The 18,397-nt window shown below is 67.3% G+C and carries 20 protein-coding genes; 10 read left to right on the top strand and 10 right to left on the bottom strand.

The genetic code is table 11. The annotated features are described in order from the left end of the window. Positions 1-84: 84 nt before the first annotated feature. From ABZ293_RS12250 to ABZ293_RS12215, 8 genes are all read left to right on the top strand, one after another. The gene (locus tag ABZ293_RS12250) at positions 85-753 is read left to right on the top strand and encodes an MspA family porin (protein ID WP_355179855.1); all 669 of its coding nucleotides are present in this window, start codon (positions 85-87) and stop codon (positions 751-753) included. 59 nt (positions 754-812) lie between these two features. Then, the gene (locus ABZ293_RS12245; protein ID WP_354958912.1) at positions 813-1,490 is read left to right on the top strand and encodes an MspA family porin; all 678 of its coding nucleotides are present in this window, start codon (positions 813-815) and stop codon (positions 1,488-1,490) included. A 124-nt stretch (positions 1,491-1,614) separates the two neighbouring features. Continuing rightward, a complete protein-coding gene (locus ABZ293_RS12240) occupies positions 1,615-2,265 on the top strand; it encodes a YcnI family protein (RefSeq protein WP_355179853.1) in 651 nt (216 codons plus the stop codon). Between the two features lie 106 nt (positions 2,266-2,371). After that, entirely contained in the window at positions 2,372-2,962 is a 591-nt protein-coding gene (locus tag ABZ293_RS12235; RefSeq protein WP_355179851.1) for a hypothetical protein, read from the top strand. Positions 2,963-3,346: 384 nt separating this feature from the next. Continuing rightward, on the top strand, positions 3,347-3,985 hold the full coding sequence (locus ABZ293_RS12230; RefSeq protein WP_355179849.1) for a sigma-70 family RNA polymerase sigma factor: 639 nt from the start codon (positions 3,347-3,349) through the stop codon (positions 3,983-3,985). Further along, complete coding sequence (locus ABZ293_RS12225; protein WP_355179847.1) at positions 3,985-4,620, top strand: ABC transporter ATP-binding protein; 636 nt, start codon at positions 3,985-3,987, stop codon at positions 4,618-4,620. Before ABZ293_RS12230 ends, ABZ293_RS12225 begins: the two co-directional genes overlap by 1 nt. 55 nt (positions 4,621-4,675) lie before the next feature. Then, entirely contained in the window at positions 4,676-5,518 is an 843-nt protein-coding gene (locus ABZ293_RS12220; RefSeq protein WP_355179845.1) for a metal ABC transporter permease, read from the top strand. Beyond that, positions 5,497-6,291, top strand: a complete 795-nt coding sequence (locus ABZ293_RS12215) for a zinc ABC transporter substrate-binding protein (RefSeq protein ID WP_355179843.1) — start codon at positions 5,497-5,499, stop codon at positions 6,289-6,291. The genes ABZ293_RS12220 and ABZ293_RS12215 overlap by 22 nt, the downstream gene beginning before the upstream one ends. Before the next feature lie 44 nt (positions 6,292-6,335). Here ABZ293_RS12215 and ABZ293_RS12210 read toward each other — a convergent pair whose 3' ends face one another. Both ABZ293_RS12210 and ABZ293_RS12205 read right to left on the bottom strand, forming a co-directional pair. Then, complete coding sequence (locus ABZ293_RS12210) at positions 6,336-7,958, bottom strand: fatty acid--CoA ligase family protein (protein ID WP_355179841.1); 1,623 nt, start codon at positions 7,956-7,958, stop codon at positions 6,336-6,338. Then, a complete protein-coding gene (locus tag ABZ293_RS12205; protein ID WP_355179839.1) occupies positions 7,955-9,751 on the bottom strand; it encodes a CoA transferase in 1,797 nt (598 codons plus the stop codon). Before ABZ293_RS12205 ends, ABZ293_RS12210 begins: the two co-directional genes overlap by 4 nt. A gap of 127 nt (positions 9,752-9,878) precedes the next feature. Here ABZ293_RS12205 and ABZ293_RS12200 point away from each other — a divergent pair, with 127 nt between their 5' ends. Then, the gene (locus ABZ293_RS12200) at positions 9,879-11,078 is read left to right on the top strand and encodes an acyl-CoA dehydrogenase family protein (RefSeq protein ID WP_355179837.1); all 1,200 of its coding nucleotides are present in this window, start codon (positions 9,879-9,881) and stop codon (positions 11,076-11,078) included. A 7-nt stretch (positions 11,079-11,085) separates the two neighbouring features. Here the strand turns inward: ABZ293_RS12200 and ABZ293_RS12195 are convergent, their stop codons facing one another. The 6 genes from ABZ293_RS12195 to ABZ293_RS12170 form a co-directional block, all read right to left on the bottom strand. Next, a complete protein-coding gene (locus ABZ293_RS12195) occupies positions 11,086-12,240 on the bottom strand; it encodes a hypothetical protein (RefSeq protein ID WP_355179835.1) in 1,155 nt (384 codons plus the stop codon). Beyond that, positions 12,237-12,488, bottom strand: a complete 252-nt coding sequence (locus tag ABZ293_RS12190; protein WP_355179833.1) for a hypothetical protein — start codon at positions 12,486-12,488, stop codon at positions 12,237-12,239. The genes ABZ293_RS12195 and ABZ293_RS12190 overlap by 4 nt, the downstream gene beginning before the upstream one ends. Before the next feature lie 115 nt (positions 12,489-12,603). Continuing rightward, the gene (locus ABZ293_RS12185; protein WP_355179831.1) at positions 12,604-13,809 is read right to left on the bottom strand and encodes an MFS transporter; all 1,206 of its coding nucleotides are present in this window, start codon (positions 13,807-13,809) and stop codon (positions 12,604-12,606) included. 322 nt (positions 13,810-14,131) lie between these two features. Further along, positions 14,132-14,380: a hypothetical protein gene (locus ABZ293_RS12180; RefSeq protein ID WP_355179829.1), complete on the bottom strand. Its 249-nt coding sequence runs from the start codon at positions 14,378-14,380 to the stop codon at positions 14,132-14,134. Positions 14,381-14,385: 5 nt separating this feature from the next. Continuing rightward, the gene (locus ABZ293_RS12175; RefSeq protein ID WP_355179827.1) at positions 14,386-14,766 is read right to left on the bottom strand and encodes a hypothetical protein; all 381 of its coding nucleotides are present in this window, start codon (positions 14,764-14,766) and stop codon (positions 14,386-14,388) included. 279 nt (positions 14,767-15,045) lie between these two features. Beyond that, the gene (locus ABZ293_RS12170; RefSeq protein ID WP_355179825.1) at positions 15,046-15,834 is read right to left on the bottom strand and encodes a GNAT family N-acetyltransferase; all 789 of its coding nucleotides are present in this window, start codon (positions 15,832-15,834) and stop codon (positions 15,046-15,048) included. Between the two features lie 180 nt (positions 15,835-16,014). On the opposite strand from ABZ293_RS12170, the gene ABZ293_RS12165 reads away from it, so the two are divergent. After that, on the top strand, positions 16,015-16,668 hold the full coding sequence (locus ABZ293_RS12165) for a tyrosine-type recombinase/integrase (protein ID WP_355179823.1): 654 nt from the start codon (positions 16,015-16,017) through the stop codon (positions 16,666-16,668). Between the two features lie 24 nt (positions 16,669-16,692). Here ABZ293_RS12165 and ABZ293_RS12160 read toward each other — a convergent pair whose 3' ends face one another. Continuing rightward, on the bottom strand, positions 16,693-17,646 hold the full coding sequence (locus ABZ293_RS12160) for an NAD(P)-dependent alcohol dehydrogenase (protein WP_355179821.1): 954 nt from the start codon (positions 17,644-17,646) through the stop codon (positions 16,693-16,695). A 283-nt stretch (positions 17,647-17,929) separates the two neighbouring features. Beyond that, the gene (locus ABZ293_RS12155) at positions 17,930-18,145 is read right to left on the bottom strand and encodes a hypothetical protein (RefSeq protein ID WP_355179819.1); all 216 of its coding nucleotides are present in this window, start codon (positions 18,143-18,145) and stop codon (positions 17,930-17,932) included. Between the last annotated feature and the right edge of the window lie 252 nt (positions 18,146-18,397).

Genomic DNA, 18,397 nt, shown 5'->3' with positions numbered 1-18,397 from the left:
ACCGATCGGTCAGCGCCGACGCCCGGGATCGGAGGGTGTCGCGAACGCTGAATCGTCAAGTGCGCACCTGTTGAGGGGTTAGTAGTGAGAGATGTCTGTGGCTTCGGCGTGCGCCGGGGTCTGGGGATTGCCGGGGCGGGCGCGGTTGTGGCCGTTGGTTTGCTGTCGACGGGCGCCGCGAATGCCGATGCGTTCGTCGCATTGCCGGACGGGCAGAAGGCCGGTCCGGGCGTGAACATCATCCGCAATGGCGAGCATGCGATCGTGTCGCCCTCGTTGGCGGCCAATGGTGCCGGGCGCACGGTGTGGGTGTCGGGTAATGCGATCGCCGAGGTCGCTGTCACGCCGGAGGGTGTGGTCGGTCCCAATAACGGCCCTTCGGGCGCTGCGGGCACCAATAATTCGTCGACACACGGTATTTCGCAGCTGAGCACCGGCTACCTCGTCGGGTGCCAGGTCAGCATTGCCGACAATGCGATCTCGGCGGGAGTGTCCGGCGGAATCAACCTGAGTGGGGGATCACTCGGCGGTTCGGTGGGGGTGAATCTCGGGCCCGGTGAGGTGAAGTTCGTTCAGATCGACTACAAGGACATTCCCAAAGCCGGCACGTACTCGGTGGAGTATCAGGACGCCGAAATAGAGATCCAGGGCTGTGCGGGCTATGCGCAGGCGCGGGCGTACACGGTTGTGGAAATCATCGGCGACCACTACTCGAAGACCACCCTCTATGGGGCTCCGTTCAGCATCGGCTGATCCCGGATTTGTCGAATCTCTTCTCGCTCAGGCGAATTCACTCTTCGAGGAAGTCAAAGATGATCAACCGCAAGCTCATTGCCCGGCTCGCCGGTCTGGGGATCGCAACCGTCGCCGGTCTGGGATGCTGCGCTACGGGCGCGGCGAATGCCGATACCTTCGTGCCGCTGCCCGGTGCGCATCTGACCAAGACGCTGTCGGATGGCACCGTCGTCGATATCACGCTGTCCGGTGAGTCGGCGAATATCAACCCGTCGATGGGGGCGACGCCGCTGCACCGCAATGCCTGGGTGTCGGGGACGGCGTCGGTCGAGTTGTCCGGGCCCGGTGTCCGGGGTGGTCGCATCGCCCCCGGTTACGTTGTCGGCTGCCAGGTCAATATCGCCGGTGGCGGTGCCAATGGCGGAGTGACGGGCACCCTCGACTGGAGTGACGGGCAGCACGTCAAGCCGGGTGCAGGCGCCAATAGCGGCGGCAATCTGACATTGGGTCCCGGCCAGGCGAAGTCGTTCTTTCTGCTCGACCTCGAGCAGGCGGATGATTTCGGCCAGGAGGTGCACCGGATCCGGCACGAGTTCAAGGGCCCCAGCGGTGGTGTGTCCTGGGCCGATGAAACCATCGACCTCAATGGATGTGCCGGGTATGCCCAGGCCCGCTCCTTTGTGGGCGTCGAGGTGGAGACCGCCAATGTCGTCACCTGGGTCACCGTGTGGGGCGAGCCGTTCAGTATCGGCTGAGGGATACCTACCGGTTGGGTCGGCGGATAAGCCGATTTCCCTGGTACGGGGGTATCGCGCGGCTATCGTCACTGCTGAGCATCAGTTGCGTTCGATTCCTTTAGCCGAAGGAGTGATCTCGACGATGAACAAATCTTGGTTGGGACGTGCGGGTTCGACCGTCGTCGCCGCAGCGGCCGCCGTGGTGATCGCCGCGGCTCCCGCATCGGCTCATGTCACGGTGTCGGCGCCGGGTGCGACGCGTGGTGGTTCGGCAGTGCTGGTGTTCCGGGTGCCGAACGAATCGCTGACCAATAGCCCGACCGTCGAGTTGGCGGTGCGGATTCCCGGGGTGACCGCTGTCGATACCGAGGCGGTGCCCGGCTGGAAAGTGGTGACACACAAGGACGGCAGTGTCACCGCCGTCACCTGGACCGCCGACTCCGGTGGTGGGATCGGGCCGGGACAGTTCGGGCAGTTCATGGTGCTCGCCAATGGGCTGCCCGATATGGACAAAATCACCATGCCAGCGGTGCAGACCTACGCCGACGGCGAGATCGTCAAGTGGGATGAGCCCGAAACCGGTAAGGGTGAGCCCGAATACCCCGCTCCGACTTTGGCTTTGGCGGCCAAACAAGCGGGTGGGGCCGAGAACCACGGCGACATTCCGGCGATGTCGACCAGCAGTGGGTCCGCCAGCGATGACACCGCACGCTGGCTCGGCGTCATCGGTATCGTGCTCGGCGCGCTCGGTCTGCTGATCGGTGGCGGCGCGGTGATGCGGCGCAGGCAATGATCGAAACGCTCGGTCGCGCCGGGCATGGCTCGAGAGATGACCGAGCGCGGCTGATCAAACCCTTCCGACTCGCACGCGCGTGCCGGATGGGAGGATAGGCATTGTTATGAACCGCTTGCCCATATCGCCGCACCTGCGGGCAATCCGTGCGGCGATATTCGCGGCGATCGGAGTGTTGTTGTCCGCTGTCGGCCACGCCGAGGCATCCGGGCATGCGCTGTCACTGTCGACGCTGCTCGTGGCGTTTGCCGCGACGGGTTCGGTGGCGTGGGCGCTGGCCGATCGGCAGCGGGGAATCATTGCGATCGGCGGTGGCCTGCTGGTGATGCAGGCGGCACTGCACCTGTGGTTCGGTGTCTCGGTTGTATCGGGCGGTCATGGCGCATCGCACGTTTCGGCTCTGCCAGGTTCCCTCGCGCAGGCAGGTTCGCTGGCGATGATCGCCGGGCATGCGGTGGCCGCTGTGGTTTGTGCGGTGTGGCTCTGGTGCGGCGAGCGGGCCTTGTTCGCGCTGCTGCACGCGCTGTATTCGCGGATTCTGGCACCGCTGCTGTTGGTGTTGATCCACTCGACGGTGGACGAAGCCGGGGTCGGTGTTCCGGTCGTTTCCGAGCGCGCGGCCGTGCCTCTGCGCGGTGCCGTGCTGCGTCATGTGGTGGCTCGGCGGGGACCGCCGGTCGGCGTGATTGTGGTCTGAGAGTCCGTCACGGGCAGCCGGAATGGTTCCGGCGCAGTGGCGCGGGACCGGTGGCCGACGATTCCGGTCGGCACGTTATCGGTGCGGCGCGCACGAGTGGCGGACGTCGCCGTCGTAGCTTGTGCGTCCGTCCTGGACGGTAGGTGCGGCGAGCTTTCCGCCCAGCGGTCGCCGAAGGTGGTGCGCGCACTCGTCGGTGCGCGGCGATAAGCCGTGTGCGACCGGTCTTTTCAACGCCGCATTGCTGTGGCGTCGCTGAACCGAGATTGTTCGACAAATGCATTCACTATTGAGAACGCTGCCGCTCGGCAGTGGTATTTCGTTGTCCCCCCTGACATTTCCCGCGGCGCACCCGGGTGAGTCGTGCCGGTCTGGAAACCGTCCATGTCCGACGAAGAACTGACCGCGCTCGCGCTGGCGGCCGGCACGGGAGATCGAGCGGCGCTGGCCGAGTTCATCCGATCGACGCAACGTGATGTGTGGCGTTTCATCGCCCATCTGACCGATGTGCAGTCCGCCGACGATCTCACGCAGGAGACCTTCCTGCGCGCCATGCGCAGCCTGCCGCGGTTCGCGGGTCGGTCCACCGCCCGGACCTGGCTGTTGTCGATTGCGCGGCGGGTGGTCGTCGATCGGTTCCGCAGTGCCGCGGCCCGGCCGAAGAGCGCACAGCTGGCCGAATGGCAGCAGGACCTGGACCATCGCCGCGAGCACGAAAGACCGGATTTTCCAGAGGAAATGGCGATTGCCGATCTGCTGCGCGGCCTGCCCGCGGAACGGCTGGAGGCCTTCGTCCTGACCCAGGTACTGGGCCTGTCCTATGCCGAGGCAGCACAGACCGTGGGCTGCCCGACGGGCACCATCCGCTCGCGGGTCGCGCGGGCTCGCGAAACCTTGGTCGCGCTGTTGCAGGCGGCGGAGACGCCCGCGCCCGGGGAAACGATCGGTGCACCCGTGCGACTACCGCTCGGTGCGCGCCGCCCGATCACCGGGATCGGGCCGGGTATGGCGGAGGTGGTGTGATGGGCGGACTGGAGCTGCGGTTGGCGGGGGTGTCGTGCCGGCACGGTCGCATCGAGGTCGTCAGCGATGTCGATCTCGACGTCCGCGGCGGACAGCGAGTCGCGCTGACCGGCACCAACGGTTCCGGCAAGACGACGTTGCTGCGTGCGGTGCTCGGTCTGCACCGCGCGGTCCGCGGCGAGATCACCGTCGGCGGGCGTACCGGCGGCGGCACTGCCGAGCAGGCGTGGCGTCGCCGGGTCTGCGCATGGATTCCGCAACGTCCGGCGGCTGGGCGGTTTCCGTTGCTCGCCGGTGAACTGCTGGCCAGCAGCGGGGACCGGGCGGCGGCCGCGGCGATGGCGACCCGGCTCGGCGTCGGCGCGCTGGTCGACCGGCCGCTCGACACGCTGTCGGGTGGGCAGTTGCAGCGCATCCACCTGTCGCGGGCGGTGGGCTGTGTGGCGGCGGGCGCGGGTGTGGTGTTGGCCGATGAGCCAACGGCGGCACTCGATTTCGCGGGACAGGACGAGGCGGCCGAGGTATTGGCCGGACTGCCGGTCACGCTCGTTGTGGTCACCCACGATCGGGCGCTGGCGCGGCGCTGTGACCGGGTGCTGGAGATGGCGGCGGGCCGGTTGCGGGAGGTCGAATGAGATTCGTTGCTGCGGTGCGCATCCCGGCGCAAGTTCACAAGATGGGGGAGCCATCGTGAACGGTCCCGCGGCGGTGGCCGATCTGCTCGGGCTGGTCCCGGTGCGGCGGGCCGGACTGGCGTTGCTGCTCGGGTCGATCGGGTTGCCGATCGTCGGGGTGGTGATCGTCGGGCTCGACATCATTCCGGTGCGGTTCGCGATGATGCACGTCGCATTGCTCGGCGCTGCCGTCGGGATGCTGACCGGACTCGATCCGGCGCTGTGCGGGCTGGTGGCCTGCGCGGTCGCCGGAGCCGGGATCTCGCCGCTGGCCCGCACACCGGAAAGCCTGTCCGGGGCAATGGGTCTGCTGATGAGCCTGGCCATCGCGGCGGCATTGCTGGTGCTCGCACTGGCGGGGGTGAACGCGTCATCGGCGTTCTCGCTGCTGTGGGGCTCGATCCTGTCGGTGCGCACCCAGGACGTGATAGTGCTTGCGGCACTGGCGATTGCGGTGCCCGCGCTGTTCTGGTGGCGGCGGCGCGACCTGGCCCTGCTGCTGCACGATCGGGAGTTGGCGCTGATATCGGGGGTGCCGGTGCGGTGGCTGACGCTGGTGCTGCTGGTATTGGTCGCGGTGGCGGTGGCCGGGGCGATTCGGCTCACCGGTGCACTGCTGGTCGATGCGCTCACGCTGCTGCCCGCGCTGGCCGCGCGGCGGCTCGGCCATTCGCTCATATCGATCATCTGCTGGGCCATCGGTATCGGCGTCACGGTCAACCTCGTCGGCTTCCTCCTCGCCCTCGCCTTCGACCTGCCTCCCGGGCCGGTCCTGGTCCTCACCGCGGGGGCAGTCGCCCTCGCGGCCCACCTGATCCCCGAACGGAGATACAACTCATGGCGCGTTTCCATGCACTGACCGCGGGGCTGGCCCTCGCGGTGGCAGCCGGTGTGCTGCTCGGCGGCTGCTCCAGCACCGATGGCGATCACGACCATCACGACGGACACCAGCACCCCAAGATCGTCGCGACCACCACCTGGGAAGCCGCGTTCGCGAAAGCCGCAGGCGCGGAGGATGTCACGGTGATCGTGCCCGCGTCGGTGCACCACGCACCCGATTACGACCCCAAGCCGTCGGATCTGACCGCGGTCGCCGAGGCGGACTTCGTGCTGTACGCGCCGTTCGAACCGTTCGCGGCGAAGATCAAGGAGGCCGCCGGTGCCAAGGCGAAGCTGATCGAGGTGAACCTCGACAACTCCGCCGAAAAGGCGACCGCGCAGGTCAAATCCCTTGGTGCCCAGTTCGGCACCGCGGCGGTCGCCGATGCCTGGACGGCGACGTTCACCGCCGAATACGACAGGCTGGGCAAGGACATTCGGGCCGCATGGCCGGGCGGCAAGCAGCCGACCGTAGTGGCGCAGGTCTTTTCGACCTGGGCAGCACAGTTGGCAGGCGCCGATATCGTGGGCACCTATGGGCCCGAGGCAGTCACACCGGGACAGCTGTCCGCGCTCGCGGCGAAGAAGCCCGCGTTCGTGCTCGATAACGCGCACATGTCCAGTGGAACCGTGCTGCCCGACAGTGGCGCCAAGCAGGTGTCGATCGTCAACTATCCGGGCCAGGACCAGGAACTGCTGACCGTCTACCGCGATGCGGCCGCCGCATTGAAGAAGGTCATGTCCGGTTCCTGAGAACTGTGGGGCAGGCACGTGAAGTGCCTGCCCCACAGCCGATTTCAGCTCATGGCCGCCCGCATGGCCGCCCGGTCCGGTTTACCCGCCGGAGTCAGGGGTAGCGCATCGAGTAGTAGTAGCGATTCGGGGTGCTTCCCGCGCTCCAAACCGCGAGCGCTCAGGTGGGCGCACAATCCGTCCAGGTCAGGTGTGCGACCGGGCCGTGGCACGACGCACGCGGCGAGCCGTTCACCCAATCTCGGATGCGGCACACCGACGCACGCGACGTCACGGATGTCGGGGTGACCGGCGAGCAGCTGCTCCACCTCGGCCGGGCTGATATTCGCACCGCCGCGGATCACGATCTCCTTGAGCCTGCCGACCACGTGCAGGCGTCCGTCGGCATCGAGGACACCGAGATCTCCGGTGCGGACCCAGCCGTCGTCGGTGCGGTAGCGGGCGTCGAGTGCGGGATCGCCGACGTAACACAGCGGGGTCATCGGGCCGCGGGCCACGATTTCGCCGGTCGCACCCGCGGGGGCGGTTTCGCCGGTATCGATATTCGTGATGCGTATTTCGGCGACACGCGGATTCGGGCGGCCGACGATAATGCCGGGACCGGCAGTGGCCGTATCGGTTTCGCCGATATCGGTGTGGCAGTTCACGCCGTCGGCGGAGCCGTAGAGGTTGATGACCGAGCAGCCGAAGGCGTTTTCGGCTTCGTCGACGGTGGCTCGATCCAGCGGTGCACCGCCGAGCACGAGTGCCTGGAGCGAGCCGGTATCGGTGCCGGATGCGTTGTGTTCGAGCATCATTCGAACCATCGTCGGGACGCCGAGAACGTGGGTCGGCCGGTGTTTTTCGATCGCGGCCAGTGCCGCCTCGGGGGTGAAATGGTCGAGCAGGATGAGGGTGCCGCCGTGTCGGGCGAGGGTGACGGCGGTGCCGCTGCTGCCGAAGGCCGAGGCGAGGGGGACCAGGAACAGGCAGCGCGGCGGTTCGCCCTCGAGCAGCGCGGCCATGAAGTTGCCGCGGCCGCCGGCGAGCGCATTGTGTGAGTAGGCAATCATTTTCGGCTCCGACTCCGAACCGGAGGAGACCAGGATCCGGGCGGCGGCATCGGGATCGGGCCGAGCCGGGACGAACAACTCGCCGTCCGCGCGCAGCAGTTCGGCGAAGGAGATACATCGGTCCGGGACGGGCTCCTTGCCGACGGCGGCGACGAAACGCAGGTCCGGTAATTCGCCGAGCAGTTCGGCAAGATCCGCCGCGTGGGCGTGGCCGCGGAAATCGGTGGCAGCCAGTACGGCAACGGCCTCGGCGCGGCGCAGCAGCGATTCGGCCTCCCGCATGCCGCGGCCCGCCGGAAACGGCAGCGCCACCGCGCCGAGCGCGGCCAGAGCCAGGTCGGTGATGACCGCTTCGCGGGAGGTCGGAAGCTGTACGCCGACAACGTCTCCGGGGCCGACGCCCGCGGCTGCCAGACCCGCCGCCAGGCGACGGACCAGCCGGTCCAGTTGGGTATAGCAGACCTTGCCCTTGGCATCGAGCAGCGCGGTGCGATGTGGGTCGAGGCAGCGCTGCGCACGAAACAGCGAATACAGGTCGAGGTCGGGACAGGCGCCGTCGGCGGCCCACGAACGGCGTAGCCGATGCGGGACCAGATCGTGTAGCACAAGGCTCATCGGAAACTCCATGGAGACGAAACAGCGACAGCGCCGAGTGAGTCGGTGGTCAATGCGTCGGCGCAGCGCGGGTCGCCGGGCAGATCGGCCAAATCTGTGGTTACCGCGGTGGCTTCGATTCCGCTGTCGCGCAAGGCGGCGACGGCTTGTGCGGTGGGCAGACCGCCGATTCGATCGGTGTGTTCGACGGCCGCCGCGGCGTGCTCGTCGGTGGGGATGACCCACCCGTCAGCGGTGGCCAGTGGTCGGCGGAATCCGGCCGGTCGGCGCGGGTCCAGTCCGTCGGCGGCCCGGCGCAGTGCGGGCGCGGTGAGCAGATTCGCGGCCGCGAGCAGCGAGGATTCGACTCGAACACCGCGAGCGGTCTGCTCGCGGGCGAGTAGACCCGCCAGGATCGCCTCGGTGCCCAACATGCCGCCGAGCACATCGAGCAGCGTCATCAGCGACGGTATCGGTGCTTCATCCGCGGGCCGTGCGGCCTCGCCGACCCCGGTACGGGCCTGCACCATGAAGTCGGTGCCCATCGGGGCGTCGGCGAGCCGTCCGGCCCAGCCGCTGGTGTAGGCGTAGATCAGGCCGGGGTTGGCCGCCCACAGGTCATCAGCGCCCAATCCGAGCTGCTCGGCCTTGCCGGGCGCCCAGTTGTGCAAGAACACATCCGCTCCGGCAGCCAACTCGCACAACCGCTTCCGATCCTCCGCGGATTTGATGTCGATCTCGACCGCGTCCTTGCCCCGATTCAGCGCCAACCAGCGCGCGGAGATATCCGAGCAGGTGGGCGGCATACCGCGCAGCGGGTCGCCGCCCGGCGGCTCGATGCGCACCACGTCCGCGCCGAGCAGCCCGAGCAGATGCGCGGCCAGCGGGGCCTGTACCCGACGTCCGGCCTCCAGCACGGTGAAACCCGCGAGCGGGCGATCGGTCGCCGGTACCGAAACCGGAGCGGCAGTGTGCCTTTCGTTGCCCAGACGGAACTGCCATGGCACGGTGTCCTCGCCATTGGCGCGCATCTCCTGGCCGCGCTCGATGAGTGTGCGCAGTCGGCACACGTCCGCGCCGGACTCCTCGGCGGCGGCCCGCACCTGCGCCCAGCTCCGCAGCGCGGTGGTGTCGTGCAGTGCCCGGGGAATCGGTGCGCAGGCGGTTGCGTAGCGGAATTGGAAGGGCCGCCAGCCCTTTCGCAATGCGTCCTGCGGTGCGTCCAACGCCCGCCAGAAATCGGCCCACACACCGACGTCCAGGGCTTCTACCTCGAATTGGACGCCGTCGGCAGTAGTGAACGGCGGCCCGCCCGGTGCCAGCGAGGTCGCTTCGTCATCGTCGGCGCACGCTGCCGCCAGATACTGGGAGACGGTCAACAGGGCCGTCTTGTCGACCGCGACATCCACTCCGGTCAGCGTGCCGCCGCGGGCGCGACCGATCAGGGTGGCGAGAAGTCCCTGCACCGTGAGGATTCCGGCGGCCGTCGAGGCGTAGTCCACCGCCAGACCGCGCGGTGTGCCGTCGCGTCGGCCGTGCACCAGCATCAGTCCCGCCGCGGCCTGCGCGGTCGCCTCATCGTGCACCTGACTGCCGGATCCGCCCCAGGCCACCGCGGCATGTACCGCACTGCCGTCCGGGCCGGTCAGGGTCAGTGCGTCGGCATCGCCGTCGATCGGTTCGGCGCCGAGCAAGCGCAGGTGTTCGGTTGCCGTGGTGATCGGGCCGGGTGGGCTCGCCGTGTGAAATCGCATGCCCCGCAGGGGTGCCGTTAGCTGGTCGGTGCCGGGTGTCCGCATGGTGCCGGGTGTCATGGCTCTCCCTGTTGAACGGTCGTGCTGCCCGTGGGAACTCGGCGCGGTTGCCCGCCGACCAATCCCTCGGACAACAGCAGTCGGACCGTCGGGCACTCGGGTTCCCGGTCAGCGTGGAGGAGAAGTCATGACGCCGTTCACATCTCACAGTGCGGTTCCGGCCACTACCGCATCGAGGCCGCTCGGGCCGGAGGTGGATATCGCGGAATTGCGGGCGCGCGTGGCAGCTTTCGTCGCGGAATCAGTGGTGCCCCAGGAAGATGTGCTCGACGCGGGCGGGCCGAGGGCCGCCGTCATATCCGCGGAGCTGCGGGCGGCGGCGCGGACGGCGGGATTGTGGGCGTTGCCGTTACCGGTCGAATGGGGCGGACAAGGACTTTCGTTCGCCGACTACATATGCCTGGCCGAAGCGGAGGGCGCCAGCGATCACGGGCCCGCGATCCTCGGCTCGTCATCGCTGCTGGATGTGTCGATGCTGCAACGACATGGCAGCCACCGGGTGCGCGAGGGCTACCTGAAGCGTCTGGTCTCCGGTGAGCTGCGCGCCGCCTACGCGATGACCGAACCCGACACTCCCGGCACCGATCCGGCCATGACGGCTACCCGCGCGACCGCCGAACCGGATGGCTCGTGGACGCTGACCGGTCGAAAGTGGTTCGTCAGCGGCGGCGCCGATGCCGACGTGATCACCGTGCTCGCCCGCACCGACGGCGAGGCACCCAGTCGCGATGGGCTCACCCTACTGCTGGTGCCGACCGATACGCCCGGCTTCCGAATCGTGCGCGAGGTACCGGTATTGGGCGTCGGCGGGCAATGGGAGATCGAACTGGACCGGGTCCGGGTACCCGGTGACCACGTGATCGGCGACCTCGGGCGGGCACTGGCCATTGCGGGGGAACGGCTGCAACTCGGCCGAACGCTGCGGTGTCTGCGCTGGCTCGGACAGGCGGAGCGCGCGTATGCGCTGATGTGTGATCGGGCCCGCGGCCGCACCCAGTCGCGCGGGCCATTGGCCGAACGGCAACTGGTGCAACAACATGTCTTCGAGTCCTTGCTCGCCATCCGCGGCACCCGGCCGCTGGTACACAAAGCGGCGGCACTGATCAGCGCTGGTCACGATGCTCGGGTGGAGGCCGGTCTGGCCAAGGTCGCGGCCGCCCGAACGCTGCAGCAGGTTGCCGACTCCGCGATCCAGGTGCACGGCGCGGCCGGGCTGGGGCCGGATACCGCGCTACCTCGGTTGCTGCGCACCGGCCGGATGGCACGCATCCTCGATGGTCCCGATGAGCTGCATATCGAGGCGGTGGCGCGGCGGGTGCTGCGCTGACCAGGGTTCAAGTGTCGAACGGTGCGACCACTCCGGTGTGGATGGCGAGGGCGAGTGCGAAAAAGTAGTCGCCCCAGATGAGTTCGTGCGCCGTGGCCAGGTTGCGATCCAGGTCGTAGCAGCCGTCCAGCAGCATGCCGGAGTGGTTCAGATGCCGGGTTGTCAGCCGTTCGAGTATCTCGATCGCCCTGTCTTCCAGGCGCTTCGCCCGCTCCGGAACATGATGTGCGGCAGCAAGTTTGAGCAGTGCGGTGGCTTCCATGGCGGCTGCGGAGGTGTCGGGTGGCGCGCCCGGTGTCATCTCGGCGGCCGGAACCAGCGGTGCGGTGTCATCGATCAACTCCGCGGCGGTGTCCAGGTAGCCGATATCGATATGCCGGCTCGCATCCGCCAGCGCCAGCAGCAGCCAGGCCCGTCCTCGGCTCCAGCCCGTCCTCGGCTGCGGGCACGCGAGCCAATCGCCGTCGGTCCACGCCCAGGCCGGGGTGAACACCGGTTCGGTGCGCCATCGGATGAGGTGGGTATCCAGATGTGCTTTGGCCGCGGCGGTACCCGATGCGGTGGCCAGTAGCGGCTTCGGGCACGCGGCGCGATCGCCGTCGGTCCGGTCCCGTGCCGGGGTGGACGCCGGTTCGGTGCGCCGTGGGGTGAGGTGGGTGTCCAGTTGTGCTTTGGCCGTACCTGATGCGGTGGCCAGCAGCGGCACAATGCCCGCCACGCCATCGACGCGGGCCAGCAATCGCGGGCCGCCGAAGGCCGAACCCCATGGCAGCACGCCGAGTTCGTGATCGAAGTCGTTCAGACAGGTCTGCGCGGCTCGTGCGCCCAGCTCAGCAGCTGTGTCGTCGCCTATGACGTTGCTCGCCAAAGCTGTTCCGTACCAGAAGATCAATCCGCGGGTCGCGGTATCCGCGCCGACCCAGTCCGCCAGACGAGCGGTCACCTGCGCGGCGGCCGAACGGTCGTGGGCCGATCCGCTGTGCAGAGCCCGCAGCCACAGTAGACCGGCCCAGAAACCGCCTGTCCAAGAACCGCGCGAGGTCGTCACCCACTCACCGCTGCTGCGCTCGGCATACAACGGGAACCGCTCACTCACAACAGCGTGCGTCTTTTCGGCACGGTCCAATACCGAATTCAACGCCACCTCGGCCCACTCGCTCACTCCTGCACCTCACCTGGGTAGTCCTCGATGCGGAGAAACTCCAGATCGTCCCCGAGGCTCGAACCTGTGGATTCGGAACCGTTCGGCTCCGCAGTGACCTCGGCGTTTCGCTCGCTCATGCCGGGTCCCGCAACGCCCACACCGCGGCTGGTTTCGGCGCACAACGGGAACCGCTCACCCACAACAGCGCGTGTCTTCTCGGCACGGTCCAATATCGAATTCAAGGCCACCTCCGGCCACTCACTCATTCCCGCGCCTCGCTTGTCCAGTCCCCGATGCGGCGAAGATCCGGATCGTCCGCGAGGCCCAAGCCTGTGGATTCGGTATCGTTCGGCTCCGCAGTGACCTCGGCGTTTCGTTCGCTCATGCCCGGTCCCGCAACGCCCACACCGCGGCGACACCCGCGGCGGTCACGAACTCCGCGGCCACCAGCAACCAACTGCTGCTGTAACCGATAGAGGGCACCACAGCCCCGAAAAGCGGTGGCCCCACGGCGAACCCGGCAAAGAACCCGGCCGACACCAATGCCGAGTCCCGCCCGGCCCGACCGGGTGCCGCCCGCTGGATCACCAGCACCATCGACACCGCATTACCCGCCATCCCGAACGTCCCCACCGCGACGACCGCAACCCAGACCAACCCGTTCACCAGCGGTGCCGCGGCCATGAGCCCCGCGGCACCCGCCGACCCGACCGCCAATCCCGCGGGCAACACCACTGCCATGCGCGGCCTGCTCGCTACCCGCGCCCACCCGATCCGTCCCGCGATCCCGGCCACGCCGAGCACTGCGACGAGCGTCCCCGCCGCGGCCGCGCTGAGCCCGAGCCGACGCTCTCCGAACAGCGCGAGATAGGTATTGATCGAGGCCATGCCAGCACCCAGGAACAGTGAGTACACCGCCAGCCAACGCACCACGCTCGGCCCGGTCGATGCGTTACTCGTCGAACCCACTGCGGCAGGGCCGATTTCCGGTTTCCGCCGCGGTGGATCGGTCGGCAGTGTCCACCACACCCATAACGTGACCAGCACCGCCGAACCGGCCGCCACCAACACCGACACCCGCCAACCGGCGACAGCGGCCAACGCCGTCAACGGCAGCCCCGCAGCGATTGCGCCCAATTGCACGCCGGACTGCTTCGTGCCCGTCACTCCCGCTCGCTGCGCAACCGGAACAACCGCCAAAATCGCCTTGTTGGTCGCCGGATTCGCCAATGCCTGCGGTAACCCACCCAATCCAACCGCCACCAGCAACACCGCATACCCCGGCGCGGCAGCGATCAATCCCAATGCGAGCGCGACCAGCCCCAACAAGGCAACCAGACACCGCCGCGGGCCGAGCACATCCACCGCCCGCCCGGCCAGCGGCGACAGCAGCGCGGCAGTCCCGAACCCGACCGTCGTCGTGAACCCCAACATCGCCGCGGACAACCCGAGATCCGGCACGATCCGTGGCCCCAGCGCCCCCACCAAGAACAGTTGCAGCATGGAAAAACCCATGGCGGCGGTCAACACCCCTGCCACCGACACCGTCGCCACCCGGTCCGCACGGACCTGCGGATGTGTCTGCACCGCCGTTCTCCTCCCAGCCACGCCGCCGTTCAGCGCCCGAACTCACGTAGTCGGGTTGGCGGCTGTCCGGGTTCCCAGCGAAATTCTCCGACCGCCCACTGCCGCGTCCAGATACCCTTCCCCGTATCGAGCCCTCGGCCCGGGGAGTTCCGTCGAACGTAGTCAGATGGTGGTCGCACACCCCACAATCGACCGCCTTATCACTACGCTCGGTGAGCACCTGGACTGGATAGCGCAGCAACCTATCTGGCTATACAGGCGGACCGTCCCGATCGACGGGCTGCGCTACCGCAGCGTGCCGGCGGCGAAAACTGGGGGCCACTCATACATCCTCGATGTCACGAACACTGGTCGGATTGATCGTGATTGCGTCGGCTCGGTCCAGATCGGCGTCGGAGTCGGATATCCAACCGTCCGTGATCCGGATGAGCGAGCCGGCTGCGCCCTGGTAGATGGGTGCGCTCGCGATGGGGGCCAATGCGAGTTTGTGGGGAGTGTCCTCGTTGAACATGATGAGCAATGCCCTTACAGACGGGGCGATTTCGCGCTGAACCGGCTCGATCTCGGACATCCGGTTCACGCTCCTGTCGGTGCGTCCGGCAGGCCATCGGCGGTGTCGCCGACCACGCGCGCCCCGATGATTGGATGCGATACCGCCGGGGATCGACCTGATCCGGTACAGGCGCGGATGGCGTCGACAACTTTGCGCCCGGAGGGGCGGAAGGTGCACCGTGGTGGTTCGATCCAGCGTCGGAACTCCGCGCATCTGTCGCTCGGGCTCGGCAATGCAATGGTGCCGCCCGCACGGACGACGGACACGTTCAATCGGAACATCTCCGCGAACAGGCTGTCATCGTCGGGCAGATCGGGGCGCACCAGATACGTCCACCGATTCGAACGAGGATGCGACAAGATCGGGCCGACATCGGAAAGTCGCTGCTGCATATGAATTTTCACGGCATGACCCAATGGTGCAGGTGGCATGCTCAGCCGGTGCGGTGATCGCAGCAACCCTCCGCCGACTGCCCTAGCCGTTCGTCGGCATTCCTTCTGACGATCGGCTCGAAACGTAGCGGTCCAACTACCCTGTAATAGCCGATTGCAGGGTGACTGGAGCAGGTCAGGTGCTCAGCTCGTGACGCGATCCCCATGCGTCCTGGCAATCGGCTAACCGTCCGCTGAGCGGCAACGACTCGAAACCGGCGGCCCGTTCACATCTGGGACAGAGCACTTGATTCACGTTGGTTCTGTGACTACGCGGTGATGTTCATACCAAATTCCAGGGACGGTCGATCCGTCCGGCAACGGATGCGGTCGCCGGTCCTTTTCTGTTGCGCCGATCTTGTCGCAGATGCGCTGCACCGCGAGATTCGACTCGTTCGTGCCGATCTCTACACTGGTGTATCCGGTGTCGTGGATCGCGTCGACGAGGGCGGCCACCGCTTCGCTCGCATAGCCGGCTCGCCGGTGACTGGGGCCAATCCACCAACCGATGGACGCGACCGACGTCTGGTCGGCGCGGGGGTGCACAGTCGCGCCACCGATCACGGTTGTGTCCGATCGCGACTCGATCACCAGAAGCCCGGGAGTCGGGTGGCCGCGCCCGACCGCCTTGATCAGTGCCCGGCCATTTCGTGCTGTCCAACCGTTGCTGGCGAGCATCGCATCGTCGATCGTGGCCTCGAGCGGGACTGCGTCCTTCGGCGCCGGTCGGCGCAGGGTGAGCCGCGAGGTTTCGATGTCCCGCAGCACGTCATAGCGTGCACTGCTTTCCTTGCTGGTGAGTTCGCTGACGCGCCACACCCAGAGCCAAACCGCGACGAGTACGGTGGCCACCACGAGCAGCAGCCAGACACCAACGATGAGTTCGGTTGCGGCGGAGCGAAATCTGGCTGTAGCCGCGACGCCGATGACTGCTGCGGGAAACCCGAGGAGCGCGATCCATCCCGCCAGCCCAAGGGTGGCACGCCGGGGCCAGTGCTGAAATGACGCTTTGGCAGCAGCGATTCGCCAGGTGGGGAACATGCGAGAACAGTATTCGACTCCGTCGTATTCGTCGCGGATCCGCCGTTTTGGTTCTTCGGCAAGCAGTGGGCGTGCGGAAAGGATGCTGTGGACCCAGAAGAGCTTCTGCGCACTGGTTGCCGAAGAATGCACTAGACCCGCCGATTCAAACCCTCCACCGTTGCCCGCCGTACCGCGGTAGTGACCGGGTTCTACCGCATCTGCGTCATCGACGGCGTCATGGACCACTCACCGGCCGAGCACGTCCGCCGACCCCGAGTACCGAACGAATCACCGACACTGGGACTTTCGCACCTACAGTTCGAAGCACTGCTCACCGCGGCGCACGATTCCGCCAACCAATTCGACTTCGCACTCGTCGCGATGCTCGGACTGCTCGGGTTGCGGATCTTCGAGACCTGCAAGTCCGACACCGAGGACATCGGCGAGGAACACGGCCACCGCGTACTGCGCGTAGTCGGCCTGGGCTCGAAGCTCGCTCTGATCCCGTTGCCGCCAGCGGTCGGACGAGCGATCGACCGCGCCACCGGTGACCGCGACCACGGACCGATCCTGCTCAACACTCGAGGACGGCGCAAGGATCGGCATTGCGCCACACGACGACTGCGCCGCAAGGCCCAGGATTCGGCGATGCGGCTACCCCGGATGCACCCGCACACGCTGCGTCACACCTTCGTTACCACCATGCTCGATGCCGGAGTCGACCTACGAGACGTCCAGATCGCTGCCCGCCACGCTGACCCTCGCACCACCATGCGCTATGACCGTGCTCGGACCAATCTCGACCGCCACCCGAATTACATCCTCGCCGCCTACATGGCCTCGGGCACATAACAACTCAACACGCGCACATGCCGATTAGCGGATCTCGACCACCACTTTGCCGAGGGCGCGTCCCGCGCCGACGTGGTCCAGCGCGTTCGCGGTCTCGTCGAGGGAGAATCCGCGGTCGATGTGGATACCGATCCGTCCCGCGACACACGAGTCCGCGAGGGGTGTGAAGTGCGCGGGCCCCTCCTTCACCGCGAGGACCCCGAGGCTGCGGCCGGTCACTATTCCGGTGACCACGCCGACTGTCGTCATCCGCAGCAACGCGCGTGTGGTGCCGCCGACGCAGCGGTACCGGCCGCCCCGCGCGACCGATCTGCGATAGGCGAAGACCGACCGGTGGGCAACGAGGTCGAGTACCCGGTCGTACGGTCCGGTCCGGGTGAAGTCCTCGGCGCGATAGTCTATGACCTCGTCGGCGCCGAGCGTGCGCATGAACGCCAGTTTGGCGGCGTTGTCCACCCCGGTCACATGCGCCCCTGCGCTCTTGGCCAACTGGATCGCGAACGCTCCGGAACCGCCGCCCGCTCCGTTGATCAACACCGACATACCGGTCGCGATGCCGGCCGTGCCTTGTAGTGCGATCGCCCCCGCCTGCGGCAGGGTTGACGCCTCGGCAAAACTCAGCGACGCCGGTTTGTGGGCCAGCGCCGATTCAGGAACTACGGCATATTCCGCGAACCCGCCTTTGAGCATGAGATTGTCGCCGTAGACCTCGTCACCCGGCGCGAACAGAGTGACCTCGGGCCCGACGGCTTCGACCCGCCCGGCGATATCGGATCCGAGAACCGGGCGTCTCGGTGCCCGGAGCCCGCCGATGCGCGAATACAGCGGCGTCCCCAACAGTGTCTCCCAGTCGGAGAGGTTGATCGACGTCGCGTGCACCTGGACGAGCACCTGCTTCGGCCCCGGGGAAGGCACTGGGACCTCCGCGATCGACAGCACCTCTGGGCCGCCGTAGCGGTCGTACACGACGGCCTTCATGCGATTCCGGCACGAAGGATCGAGCGGTAGCGTGACACGCGGCAAAGTCTAGTCCGCGGGGCCGCCCCCGCGACCTGCGAACGGCGCGTTGGCATTCCGCGCGACTCGCCGAACCCTATCCCGCACACCAGCAATGCCCCTGTGCGCGCTGAGCGAACCGGCCACACGCTACGCCCGAAGATCAACGGGCCGAGATCATCTCGGGCTCGGCAACGCACCCTCATGCCGATGTGAGGGTTGTGCGGGGTACGTGGAACCGATCGGTCGGGGTTTGGCTATTGCATCATCTGGATGTGTGGGTGCTCAGGTGGTGGGCGTCCTCGCGACAGTGCGGCCATGGCTCGCTGGTCGGCCACAGCAGTGGGCCGCCGATCGAACTGTCTTGGGGCGAGGGGACTCCCGGACGTGGGTGCAGTCGAGTCGCGGTGCGGGCCAGTGGTGCCAGCTCGGGGAAGACGGCCTCGAGATCGGCCGGACGGGGCGGGGTAGTGCGAGTCATACAATGACCAGCTCCTCGAGATCTCTGCTGGAGATCCATTCCTCGCTCCACAGCTCCAACCACGGTCTCCAGTTCATTCCGCGAACCCTACGACCAGCCACCGACAAGTTCGGCATGCGTGCGGGCCGAGAATTGGTGAGCAGCAACTACTCTGGCTCTGCTTCGACGCGTCCGCTCATGCCGATGAGCGTGCTATCCGGCGTGGTCGCAGATGATCCGGGGGCCGGTGCGGGTGTGCGGTGAGGACCGAGT

This window comes from Nocardia sp. NPDC005998 (assembly GCF_040614395.1).
Lineage (GTDB): Bacteria > Actinomycetota > Actinomycetes > Mycobacteriales > Mycobacteriaceae > Nocardia.
Note: the sequence above shows the minus strand (reverse complement) of the source record. Positions and strands in the feature narration are given on the sequence as shown.

Coding starts and splice junctions, on each gene's coding strand:
- ABZ293_RS12240 (WP_355179853.1), top strand. CDS start 1,615: ATGAACAAATCTTGGTTGGGACGTGCGGGTTCGACCGTCGTCGCCGCA.
- ABZ293_RS12200 (WP_355179837.1), top strand. CDS start 9,879: ATGACGCCGTTCACATCTCACAGTGCGGTTCCGGCCACTACCGCATCG.
- ABZ293_RS12215 (WP_355179843.1), top strand. CDS start 5,497: ATGGCGCGTTTCCATGCACTGACCGCGGGGCTGGCCCTCGCGGTGGCA.
- ABZ293_RS12205 (WP_355179839.1), bottom strand. CDS start 9,751: ATGACACCCGGCACCATGCGGACACCCGGCACCGACCAGCTAACGGCA.
- ABZ293_RS12160 (WP_355179821.1), bottom strand. CDS start 17,646: ATGAAGGCCGTCGTGTACGACCGCTACGGCGGCCCAGAGGTGCTGTCG.
- ABZ293_RS12180 (WP_355179829.1), bottom strand. CDS start 14,380: ATGTCCGAGATCGAGCCGGTTCAGCGCGAAATCGCCCCGTCTGTAAGG.
- ABZ293_RS12190 (WP_355179833.1), bottom strand. CDS start 12,488: ATGAGTGAGTGGCCGGAGGTGGCCTTGAATTCGATATTGGACCGTGCC.
- ABZ293_RS12210 (WP_355179841.1), bottom strand. CDS start 7,958: ATGAGCCTTGTGCTACACGATCTGGTCCCGCATCGGCTACGCCGTTCG.
- ABZ293_RS12225 (WP_355179847.1), top strand. CDS start 3,985: ATGGGCGGACTGGAGCTGCGGTTGGCGGGGGTGTCGTGCCGGCACGGT.
- ABZ293_RS12235 (WP_355179851.1), top strand. CDS start 2,372: ATGAACCGCTTGCCCATATCGCCGCACCTGCGGGCAATCCGTGCGGCG.
- ABZ293_RS12155 (WP_355179819.1), bottom strand. CDS start 18,145: ATGACTCGCACTACCCCGCCCCGTCCGGCCGATCTCGAGGCCGTCTTC.
- ABZ293_RS12230 (WP_355179849.1), top strand. CDS start 3,347: ATGTCCGACGAAGAACTGACCGCGCTCGCGCTGGCGGCCGGCACGGGA.
- ABZ293_RS12245 (WP_354958912.1), top strand. CDS start 813: ATGATCAACCGCAAGCTCATTGCCCGGCTCGCCGGTCTGGGGATCGCA.
- ABZ293_RS12170 (WP_355179825.1), bottom strand. CDS start 15,834: ATGTTCCCCACCTGGCGAATCGCTGCTGCCAAAGCGTCATTTCAGCAC.